Below are 11,282 nucleotides of genomic sequence, written 5' to 3'. Positions count from 1 at the left end.
CGTCCTGCGATTCTGAACGAGCCGCTTCCGCTTTTCTTAAGAAGTTAGGCGGGAGATAAACTGCCCGTAAAAGCCCGATTGGTGAGGGCTGATAATCAGTGGGGGATGAAGAAAACCCCCACTGATTAAAGTTTCACTTTATATGTTGGAAAATCAAAGTGGGTCTATATTCTATTTCTCTGATAAAGTAAAACGACTTGGAAAATTCCAAGTCGTTTTTTATGCCGAACAACGGCGAAGGGTCTTTAAACCGTGTCGAAGCGCCGATATATCGGTAGGCACTCTCCCTACTGCTGGAAGTTTACCCTTATCTCGCCCTCATCTCTTCTGTAATTCTCCAAATATCATGACTGTACTGCAAAATTGTTCGATCACTTGCAAAATGACCAGATTTTGCAATGTTCATCGTACTTATTTCCAACCATTTTTTTCGATCTTCATATGTTTCTCCAATTTTTTCTTGCATATCTGCATATGGTGCGAAGTCCCGAAGAACAAAATATTCATCGTTCTGAATAAGGAAAGAATCAAAAATGGCTTCAAACTCATCGCCCGCATTTTCAAAAAAGCCATTCGTCAACTGATTAACAACTTTTTGAATACGCATATCATGATGATAATAATCGCTAGCACGATATCCGCCATTTTGGTAATAATGCAGTACTTCCTCAGCCGTTAAGCCAAAAATGAAAATACCATCATTTCCAACTGCCTCTTTAATTTCAACATTCGCACCGTCTAATGTACCTAGCGTTATCGCACCGTTCATCATAAATTTCATATTTCCAGTTCCTGACGCTTCTTTACTTGCCGTTGAAATTTGTTCGCTCACATCTGCGGCTGGAAAAATATCTTCAGCAAGTGAAACGCGATAGTTTTCTAGAAAAATAATTTTCATATATTGTCTAACATACGGATCATCATTTATTTTTCGCGCCAATTCATTTATGAGTTTAATAATTTTTTTTGCATAATAATAACCAGGCGATGCCTTTGCACCAAAAATAAATGTACGCGGATAAAAGGAAAAACTAGAATCTTCTTTTAAACGATTGTACAAATATAAAATATGCAGGACATTTAACAATTGGCGCTTATAAGCGTGCAGACGTTTTACTTGTACGTCAAAAATAGAATACGGATCCACAACAATACCAGTTTGCTTTTCAATCCGTTTCATTAACAATTCTTTTCGCACTTGTTTTACATTGTAAAGCTCAACTAAGAACGCTGTATCGTGTTTATAATTTCCTAAAGCTTGCAGTTGCTCCGTGTCTTTCACCCAATCCGTTCCAATCGTGTCACAAATTAATCTCGATAGTTGCGGATTTGCCTTTAATAACCAGCGCCGATGCGTAATTCCATTTGTCTTATTGTTAAACTTCTCTGGATAAAACTCATAAAACAAACGCATTTCTCGTTGCTTTAATATTTCCGTATGAATTTTCGCAACGCCGTTCACACTATGACTCCCCACAATCGCCAAATGCGCCATTTTCACAAGCCCATGAGCAATGATTGCCATGTTTTCAATGCGGCTCCAATCATACGAATAGCGTTCCCATAACTCATGGCAAAAGCGCTCATTAATTTCTTGTACAATCATATAAATGCGTGGTAATAACGGTTCAAAAATGTGAATTGGCCATTTTTCTAGCGCTTCCGATAAGGTTGTGTGATTTGTATAAGAAATTGTATGTGTTGTAACGTACCACGCATCTTCCCAGCTCATCTTTTCCTCATCAAGCAAAATACGCATTAATTCTGGAATTGCTAAAACTGGATGCGTATCATTAATATGGATGGCAATTTTCTCATGTAGATTACAAAGCGTACCATTTCGTTCCCGGTGCAACCGCACAATATTTTGTAAGCTTGCCGACACAAGAAAATACTGCTGTTTCAAGCGAAGTATTTTCCCTTCATCATGCGTATCATCTGGATATAAGAACTCCGAGACTGCTTCTGTTTCCCGTTTATATTTCAATAAATCCTTGCAGTTTGGCGGAAATGGAACAAGCTCCGCACTCCAAAGGCGTAGCGTATTGACAGTACTTGTCTTATACCCAACAACAGGTACATCATACGGTACAGCCATAATCGTCTCTGTATTGATATGCCGAAACTCAAGACGCTCACCAGACTGAAATGTGTCAACTTGTCCCCAAAAACTAACTTCCACTGCTTGGTCATGTCTTCGCACTTCCCAAACATTCCCGTGCCGCAGCCATTGCTCCGGCAACTCAATTTGATAACCATCCACAATTTTTTGATCAAACAAACCGTGCTTATAGCGAATCCCGCACCCGTGCCCTGGTAAATTTAATGAAGCAAGTGAATCAAGAAAACAGGCTGCTAAACGGCCGAGGCCGCCATTTCCAAGTCCAGCATCCGCTTCCATTTCTTCAAGATCTTGCAAATAAATTCCCAGCTCTTCTAATCCTCGTTCACATACATCGCGTATTCCTAAATTTAATATATTACTTCCTAACAAACGCCCTAATAAAAACTCAATAGATAAGTAATATACTTGCTTCTGATTATCTGTTCGATACCGTTCATTCGTCCCAATCCAGCGCTGACTAATATATTCACGTACCATATGACCGAGCGTATTATATTGATCTTGCACAGTTGAATCTTTAAAACTTTTTCCATACATTGTTTCTAGCTTTTCTAAAAACGCAGCTTTAAAATTCTCTGTGTTTGAGAACAACTTTCTCACCTCTTCCAAAGTGAAACTTCCAGTAATGGTTTCTCCACTGCTGGTTAGCTCTATCCTACTACTTGATAACAGAAAGAATTGGTTGCTTATGATTACTCTTCTTTTCTTCCTTCTTAGCTGGTGGTTCTTGATTGATAGTAGACAAGCTTTCATATAGCTCCTTATACTTCTCAGCAGACTGCTTCCAGCTATAATCCTCTGTCATCGCACGTCTCATAAGAGACTGCCATACTTTTTTGTCGTGATAATAATGCAGGGCACGCTGCACTGTATGCAGCATATCGTGCGCATTAAAGTTCGTAAAACTAAAACCATTTCCTTCATTTGTAGCTTCATTATACGATTGAACGGTATCATTTAAACCGCCAGTTTCCCGCACAATTGGAATCGTACCGTACATAAGAGCAATAAGTTGCCCAAGACCGCACGGTTCAAATAAAGATGGCATTAAAAATAAATCGGAGCCGGCATATATTTGATGTGCCAGTTCTTCATGAAACCCCATATATACTTTCACTTTATCTGGGTAATCATATGCCATTTGTTCAAAAAACTGCTCATATTCTTTATCACCCGATCCAAGCACAATAAACTGCACATCTTCTTGCATCATTTCATGAAAAACATGGCGTACTAAATCTAATCCTTTTTGCTTCGTTAAACGTGTAACCATTGCAATAATTGGTGCATCTTCTTTTTCTGGTAATCCAAAATAACGCTGCAAAGCGCGTTTATTCTTTCTTTTTTTATAAAGCGAATTTGCATCATACATTGCCGCTATCGCTTGATCATTCTGTGGGTTGTACAACACATCATCAATTCCATTTACAATCCCAACAAGTTTATCGTTATATTTGCGCAATAAACCATCTAGCTTCTCTCCGAAAAACGAATATTGAATTTCTTCTTTATATGTCGGACTTACCGCTGTAATGATATCAGAAGCAATAATTCCGCCCTTCATAAAGTTAATGTTGCCGTAAAACTCAAGTTGTTCACTATGAAAATACTCATCACCAAGCTCTAACAAATCATGCATAACAACGCGCGGGAACACACCTTGAAACTGCAAATTATGAATCGTAAAAACAGTCTTTATCTTTTCATATAATGGCTGCTCACGATATTTTTCTCGCAATAAAAAGTTTGCCATCGCTGTATGCCAATCGTGGCAATGCAGAACATCTACTTCAAAGTCTAAATGCGGAATACATTCTAATACAGCCTTTGAGAAAAATGAAAAACGTTCGCCATCATCATAATGACCATATATGGAATCACGTTTAAAGTAATACTCATTGTCGATAAAGTAATACGTAATTCCTTCCTGTTTCATTTTCAAAATACCGCAATATTGATTACGCCAACCGAGCTGAACCGTAATCACTTTATGAAGCACACATTTTTTTCTTATATGCTTCGGAATTAAACTATAATATGGAAGCATAACACGCACGTTCATCCCAAGCTTTTGTAATGCCTTCGGAAGCGCCCCGGCTACATCTGCTAATCCGCCCGACTTAATAAATGGTACGCACTCTGATACCGCAAATAAAATATTCACTGTAATTGTCTCTCCGCAATAGCTAAGCATAGGTAAAACATTTCCCTATGCCGCATATGCAGATTCCTCCTCTCAATTCTTATCTTAATGAATTGTTACATTACTACTTTGAGTCTTTCCTTTCTCTACAACCACTGGATCACTTGCATCTGTTAATATTGTTCCATCTTCAATCTTTACATCTTTATCAAGGATGACACCATCTAGTATACAATTCTCTCCAATTTGACTCTTTTGCATAATAACACTATTACGAACGATAGAACCTTTTCCAATCTTTACAGAACGAAAGACAACGCTACTTTCTACTTCCCCTTCAATAATGCTGCCGTTAGCTATCATCGCATTATGTACACTTGCCTCTTTTCCGTACCTTGTTGGCGGCTCATCCTTTACTTTCGTAAAAATTGGCGCCTCTTTTTTAAAGAGTTGCTTCCAAATGTGCGGCTGCAGTATCTCTAAACTATGTTTATAATAACTCTCAATTGAATCTATGACTGCCACATAACCAGTATGCTCATAACTTTCCATACGCAATGAAGTGTTTCGTTTTTCTTTGACAATGTCAAGTAAGCTATAATAGCCCGTCTCTTGATACGTCTCAAACAAATGTAGCAATAACTCCTTCTTTAGTATATATGTCTGAAGCGACTGACCACGGTGACATACTTCCGTAATATGTGCGTTTGTATATAAATGACGTTCTAATACAGATTGGAAATCAAGCGCTGTGACAACATGACTGTTTGTAATGACCACATATTCTTGCTTACTACGTAAAAAGTAGTCAATATGTCTGCTAAAATGTGCAAATGATCCAAACTCATCTTGAGCACATTGACAATTTGGAGGAAATAAAAATAAGCCGTCGCGTTTTCGATCTAAATCCCACTGTTTCCCAGAACCGAGATGATCCATGAGCGAACGATTTTTATGACTTGTGAAAATAGCTACACTATGAATATGAGAATTTACCATATTCGAAAGCATAAAATCTATTAAACGGTAACGTCCACCAAACGGCAATGCCGCCACCGAACGATGATTCGTTACTTGCTGCAATGATGGGAAATTCTCTGTCGCATTAATAATTCCTAACATTGATTCTCTCACTCATCTCATCCCCTTTTCGTCACGCTCTAACAGAAAGTAAAATAACCGTCCATAAAAAATTAAATTGTTTCCAATAACCATTTATATATAAATCCGTTGTGACCGCTACTACACACGGCCAGACGCTCTTGCTCCCCTAAAAAGAAAGGGGGGGTATCAAGTCTTTTTTCACTTGTACAGCAAACATCTCACCTTACATTTCCTCTGCAATTAACACAACATCTTCTATATTTTTCTCCGGCCGAATAATTGTCCCATCTTGAATAACCATTCCTGGTCCAACAATAGCCCGCTCAATCACAACATTCTTTCCAACCTTAGCATCTGGCATAATAACGGAATCGACAATTCGGCTTCCTTCCTCTACAATTACTCCTTGAAACAATACAGAATGCTGCACATTCCCTTCAACAACACAGCCTTCATTAATTAACGATTCTTCCACTTCCGCTGATGGTGCAATATATTGCGGCGGCTGATTCGGATTTACAGAACAAATTCTCCAATCAAGATCATATAAATTAAGCGATGAATCTTCCTGAAGCAAATCCATATTTGCCTCCCATAAGCTCTTCACTGTTCCAACATCTTTCCAATACCCGCTAAATGGGTATGCAACAAGTTTTTTATCTTCATCTAGTAAAAGTGGAATCACATCTTTCCCGAAGTCATTACTAGATTCCGGATTTCTTGCATCCATTTCTAAATACTCTTTTAAAATAGCCCAATTAAAAATATAAATTCCCATTGAAGCTAAGTTGCTTTTTGGAAATTGCGGCTTTTCTTCAAATTCAACAATCTCCATCGCCTCATTCGTATTCATAATGCCAAAGCGGCTCGCTTCATCCCAAGGCACTTCAATAACAGAAATAGAGACATCTGCCTCTCTTTCTATGTGATAATCAAGCATTTTGGCATAGTCCATCTTATAAATATGATCTCCAGACAAAATGAGAACATGTTCTGGATCATACTGCTTTAAATAGTTTAAATTTTGATAAATGGCACTTGCCGTTCCTGTATACCACTTCACACCTGAAGACTCTGCATAAGGAGGCAGTACAGTAACCCCTCCATTTACACGGTCTAAATCCCATGCATCTCCAATACCGATATAACTATGCAGCTCTAACGGCTGATATTGTGTTAAAATCCCGACTGTTTCGATACCAGAGTTCGCACAGTTACTTAATGTAAAATCAATAATGCGATATTTCCCCCCAAATGGAACAGCTGGCTTAGCTAAATTTTTTGTTAATGCACTTAGACGACTACCTTTTCCTCCTGCTAATAACATTGCTACGCACTTCTGCTTTTGAACCATCTTGTTTACTACTCCCCTTTCGTGTTTTCACTGGTCGTAAAATTGATATTCCAAATGGTGGTATTGTCATTTCGACATGTGCAAGCTGATTATGATAAGGTTCCATAATCGCCTTTAATCGCTTCTTATTCATTTTTCCTGAACCGCCATATGTAGAACTATCGCTATTTAAAATTTCGTTATAATAACGAAATGCTGGTACACCAATTTTATAGCTTTCATACACCGCGCTCGTAAAATTACAAACGATAACGAGAAGATCCTCTTCTCTTTCGCCTTGTCGAATAAATGAAAAAACACTTTGTTCACGATTATCTGCGTCAATCCACTGAAATCCTTTCGGTGTATGGTCAAGCTGCCAAAGCGGCTTGGAGCGCTTATACAATGCTATGAGCTCCTTGAAATAATCATGCATACAATTATGCATCTCAAAGTCATGTAAACTCCAATCTAAGTCTTCAAGGTCTTTCCATTCATCAAATTGTCCAAACTCGCCACCCATAAAGAGAAGCTTCTTCCCTGGATGTGTAAATAAATAGCCGTACAATAAACGAAGCTGCGCAAATTTGGACCAATAATCACCCGGCATTTTATTTAACAGCGACTTCTTCCCATGTACAACCTCATCATGCGATAAAGGTAAAATAAAGTTCTCAGAATACGCGTACAGCAGCGAAAATGTTACTTTGTCATGAATATATTTCCGATACTCCGGCGCGCATTCCATATATTTTAAAATGTCATTCATCCAGCCCATATTCCACTTATAATTAAAGCCAAGTCCACCTTCATACGTCGGTGCTGTTACAAGCGGCCATGCTGTTGAATCTTCTGCAGTCATTAAGAAAGTAGGATCTTCTTTAAATACAGCTTCATTTAACTGTTGCAAGAACGCCACCGCATGTTCATTGCTTTCCTGCCCCCCACTTCGCTCCCAATACAACATATTCGCAACCGCATCTACCCGAAAACCGTCAATATGATAAAACCTCATCCAAAACAGCGCATTTGAAATAAGAAAATTTCGCACTTCTTGTTTTCCTAAATCAAAATTCACCGTCCCCCATACACGGTTTTCTTGCACATCAAGATCTTTATATTCATACGTCGGTTCTCCATCAAACAAATAAAGCCCATGAGCATCTTTACAAAAATGTCCCGGTACCCAATCTAAAATGACACCGATCCCATATTTGTGACATTCATCGACAAAATACATAAAATCTTGTGGCGTTCCGTATCTACTAGTCGGCGCATAATATCCCGTTCCTTGATATCCCCAAGAGCGGTCATATGGATGTTCAACGAGCGGCATAATTTCCACATGAGTAAATTGATGCTCCGCTACATATGGAATAAGTTCATCTGCCATTTCCCTATAAGAAAAAAAAGCCCCATCTTCTTTCCTTTTCCACGAACCGAAGTGAAGTTCATAAATGGCTATTGCTTCGTTATAGATGGACTTTCGTTTCTTTTTTTGGAACCACTTCTGATCTTTCCATTCATATCCTTTTATATCGTAAACAACGGATGCCGTATTGGGCCGAACTTCAGCACACATTGCATACGGATCTGCTTTTAAAAGCGTATGCCCTTCTCGTGTTTGAATGGCATACTTGTATAATTCCTGCTGAGAAATATTCGGTATAAATAAAGACCAAATCCCTTTCTCAGTCACTCGTATCATTTCATGTATCTCGCAATTCCACTCATTAAAATCTCCCACAATACTCACAGCTTGTGCATGAGGTGCCCATACGGAAAAACGTGTACCTTCCATTCCATTTTCCATCGTCAAATGAGCACCAAGAATCTCGTAGCTATCATAAAACTTTTCTTCATGGAACAATAACATGTCTTTCACATTACATTTCGTCTCAATCACTATGTTCACCTCACATGATGACAGAATTTTAAATACGTTATTACTATTCTTCAGTAAATTGAAATATCCTTGCGATTTTATAAAAAACATTCGTTTATTTATAGAAATCTGCGATAATTTCATGAAATTTAACCGAAAAATATCGAATTTTGGCGAATATTCATTGTAAACGCTTTATTTTAGAATAATTTTTTAGTGGGGAAGAAAAAGATCTACTGCTCTATTTTGTTATTACTTTCCATTCAAATAAAACATAAAAAAACCCCTTCCGGCAAAAAGGATATAGGGGAGGCCGGAAAGGGATTTATACAATTTGAATTATAGTACTGGTGCCATAGTTTCTTTTAACACTTTTATAGAATGATCAAATTTCAATTCTTCTTCTGCATTTAATTCAAGCTCTACAATTTCTCGAACACCTTGACGGTTGATAACTGCTGGAACACCTATGTAAACATCTTGTTGTCCATATTGCCCTTCAAGATATGCAGATACTGTCAATACGCTGTTCTCGTTGTTTAGGATCGCTTTCGTTACACGTAATAGTGCCATACCGATACCGTAGTAAGTTGAGCCTTTACGTTGAATAATATGATAAGCAGCATCTCGAACATTTACAAAGATTTCATCTAAATCACTTTGGTTGTACTTTTCATTGTTCGCTAAGATTGTTTCTAGCTTTTGTACGCCGATCGTAGCATGGCTCCATACAGGAAGCTCTGTGTCACCATGTTCACCAATGATATACGCATGTACATTACGTGGGTCTACCTCTAAATACTCACCTAGCATATAACGCAAACGAGCAGAGTCTAGAGTTGTACCAGAACCAATTACGCGCTCTTTTGGTAATCCAGATTCTTTCCAAGTTACATAAGTTAAAATATCCACTGGGTTAGTTGCAACTAAGAAAATACCATCAAATCCACTATCCATAATACCGCGAACGATTTGTTTATAAATTTTTGTATTCTTCTCAACTAAATCTAAGCGAGTTTCACCTGGCTTTTGTGGTAATCCAGCAGTGATAACAACAAGATCTGCATCTTTACAATCTGCATAGCTACCTTTCCAAACTTTTGTTGGAGCTGGCGCAAATGGAACCGCATGGCTTAAATCCATCGCTTCGCCTTCTGCTTTTGCTTCGTTTACATCAACAAGAACAAACTCTTCAACTACACCTTGGTTAATCATAGAATATGCATAGCTGCAACCTACAGCTCCTGTTCCTACTAATACTACGCGGTTAATACCTTTTTTCATGGTAAAATCCCCTCTCTATTTTCCAATCTCATTATTATCATTGTCATTTAAGTTAATAATTAAAATACTATTTTTATGTTGTTTATCTTGTTTACATTCATATTGTAGCACGATTACTTGTGAATGTATTCACATTTTTTTGACCTATTTGTGAATTATTTCACAGATAGGGGAAAGTTATTGTATCAAATGTGGAATCCATCTCAATTTCATCTATACACGCCTAATTTCACATACTATTCCCTTCAAAACTGTATATAATTTGTCCACACCTTTTTTCAGCTTAGAAATATATTATATATTGAATTAAAAATTTATTTTGAAAGGCGTTGATTGATATAAATAAGCATACAAAATGCGTCTGTGAGCAACTCGAAACTTTACAGCCTGGTACAGAAGTAGATATTTTTCTAAATGGAAACTTTATAGATGATGTTACTTTTGTTAATTTTAATCCTCAGAACTTTTGTGCAACGTTTGTAGATACAGAAGGAGATGAAGCAGGCGGCGTAATCCTTATAGATTGCCGCGATATTCAAGCGCTTCGAATTGAGGCAAGCTAGTTGATAAAAGAGAGCTTTTTTGAAGCTCTCTTTTATCATTTCAACATATAGTTCCATCCGAAATATACAAAAGAAAAAGAGGGAAAGAACCATGTCAATTTTCATAAACCATATTGCTAGCCCTAAAATATTTAACCCAAATTTAGTAAAGGATACAGATATACAATCTTTATATATAAAAAATAAAGAAAAATATGTTGAAGATATTTGTTACCTTTTAAACACCTTTCAGTTAGGAAAAAAAGTAAACGAAATTATAATTAATGGCGTGCCATTAACCGTTTCAAATTTTGCAGGGTTTCACTTTAGCACAGGTCTTGCTACATTTCTAAATAATAGTGGGCGCATTGTCCTCGTTAATTGCGAACGCATTGATGCAATTGTACTTTAACATTATTATTTATGAGAAAGTGAAAGTAAGATCGAGGATACATTATTAATCACTACAAGACAAATAAAAAAAGAGATAGCATCACATGCTATCTCTTTAGTATGACCCGTACGGGATTCGAACCCGTGTTACCGCCGTGAAAGGGCGGTGTCTTAACCACTTGACCAACGGGCCAAAATTATGGCAGAGAAGAAGGGATTCGAACCCTCGCACCGCGTAAGCGATCTACTCCCTTAGCAGGGGAGCCCCTTGAGCCACTTGGGTACTTCTCTATATTATATGGCTCCGCAGGTAGGACTCGAACCTACGACCGATCGGTTAACAGCCGATAGCTCTACCACTGAGCTACTGCGGAATATGGTGGGCCTAAATGGACTCGAACCATCGACCTCACGCTTATCAGGCGTGCGCTCTAACCAGCTGAGCTATAGGCCCCTAGTAAAAAGCGGGTGAA

The 11,282-nt window shown here is 37.9% G+C and carries 8 protein-coding genes and 4 tRNA genes; 2 read left to right on the top strand and 10 right to left on the bottom strand.

What is annotated here, in order from left to right:
- Positions 1-307 precede the first annotated feature (307 nt).
- The 6 genes from BM211_RS24890 to BM211_RS24865 form a co-directional block, all read right to left on the bottom strand.
- The gene (locus tag BM211_RS24890) at positions 308-2,662 is read right to left on the bottom strand and encodes a glycogen/starch/alpha-glucan phosphorylase (RefSeq protein ID WP_371261908.1); all 2,355 of its coding nucleotides are present in this window, start codon (positions 2,660-2,662) and stop codon (positions 308-310) included.
- Positions 2,663-2,783: 121 nt separating this feature from the next.
- Positions 2,784-4,289 carry a glycogen synthase GlgA gene (glgA, locus tag BM211_RS24885; RefSeq protein ID WP_091000087.1) on the bottom strand — a complete coding sequence of 502 codons (1,506 nt, stop codon included), beginning with the start codon at positions 4,287-4,289 and terminating at the stop codon, positions 2,784-2,786.
- A gap of 84 nt (positions 4,290-4,373) precedes the next feature.
- Complete coding sequence (locus BM211_RS24880) at positions 4,374-5,402, bottom strand: GlgC family sugar phosphate nucleotidyltransferase (protein ID WP_035432500.1); 1,029 nt, start codon at positions 5,400-5,402, stop codon at positions 4,374-4,376.
- A gap of 193 nt (positions 5,403-5,595) precedes the next feature.
- A complete protein-coding gene (locus BM211_RS24875; protein WP_035432498.1) occupies positions 5,596-6,726 on the bottom strand; it encodes a glucose-1-phosphate adenylyltransferase in 1,131 nt (376 codons plus the stop codon).
- Positions 6,674-8,581: a 1,4-alpha-glucan branching protein GlgB gene (glgB, locus tag BM211_RS24870; protein WP_091000085.1), complete on the bottom strand. Its 1,908-nt coding sequence runs from the start codon at positions 8,579-8,581 to the stop codon at positions 6,674-6,676. The genes BM211_RS24875 and glgB overlap by 53 nt, the downstream gene beginning before the upstream one ends.
- 348 nt (positions 8,582-8,929) lie before the next feature.
- The gene (locus tag BM211_RS24865; protein WP_035432495.1) at positions 8,930-9,874 is read right to left on the bottom strand and encodes an L-lactate dehydrogenase; all 945 of its coding nucleotides are present in this window, start codon (positions 9,872-9,874) and stop codon (positions 8,930-8,932) included.
- A gap of 338 nt (positions 9,875-10,212) precedes the next feature.
- Between BM211_RS24865 and BM211_RS24860 the strand changes: the two genes are divergently transcribed.
- Positions 10,213-10,437, top strand: coding sequence for a hypothetical protein (locus BM211_RS24860; RefSeq protein ID WP_035432613.1), 225 nt, complete (start codon positions 10,213-10,215; stop codon positions 10,435-10,437).
- Positions 10,438-10,528: 91 nt separating this feature from the next.
- A complete protein-coding gene (locus BM211_RS24855; protein WP_091000083.1) occupies positions 10,529-10,828 on the top strand; it encodes a hypothetical protein in 300 nt (99 codons plus the stop codon).
- A gap of 102 nt (positions 10,829-10,930) precedes the next feature.
- Here the strand turns inward: BM211_RS24855 and BM211_RS24850 are convergent.
- From BM211_RS24850 to BM211_RS24835, 4 genes are all read right to left on the bottom strand, one after another.
- A tRNA-Glu gene (locus tag BM211_RS24850) sits at positions 10,931-11,002 on the bottom strand.
- Between the two features lie 7 nt (positions 11,003-11,009).
- Positions 11,010-11,100 (bottom strand) — tRNA-Ser (locus BM211_RS24845).
- Positions 11,101-11,108: 8 nt separating this feature from the next.
- Positions 11,109-11,183, bottom strand: a tRNA-Asn gene (locus BM211_RS24840).
- A 3-nt stretch (positions 11,184-11,186) separates the two neighbouring features.
- A tRNA-Ile gene (locus BM211_RS24835) sits at positions 11,187-11,263 on the bottom strand.
- Positions 11,264-11,282 lie beyond the last annotated feature (19 nt).

The organism is Bacillus sp. 491mf (genome assembly GCF_900112415.1).
In the GTDB taxonomy this organism is placed as follows: Bacteria; Bacillota; Bacilli; order Bacillales; family Bacillaceae_G; genus Bacillus_A.
This window is presented reverse-complemented; position numbering and strand designations above follow the sequence as displayed.

What these genes read in the sequence shown, in the direction of transcription:
- BM211_RS24890 (WP_371261908.1), bottom strand. Translation starts at nt 2,662, where the DNA reads ATGTATGGAAAAAGTTTTAAAGATTCAACTGTGCAAGATCAATATAAT.
- BM211_RS24875 (WP_035432498.1), bottom strand. Translation starts at nt 6,726, where the DNA reads ATGGTTCAAAAGCAGAAGTGCGTAGCAATGTTATTAGCAGGAGGAAAA.
- glgB (WP_091000085.1), bottom strand. Translation starts at nt 8,581, where the DNA reads ATGTTATTGTTCCATGAAGAAAAGTTTTATGATAGCTACGAGATTCTT.
- BM211_RS24865 (WP_035432495.1), bottom strand. Translation starts at nt 9,874, where the DNA reads ATGAAAAAAGGTATTAACCGCGTAGTATTAGTAGGAACAGGAGCTGTA.
- BM211_RS24855 (WP_091000083.1), top strand. Translation starts at nt 10,529, where the DNA reads ATGTCAATTTTCATAAACCATATTGCTAGCCCTAAAATATTTAACCCA.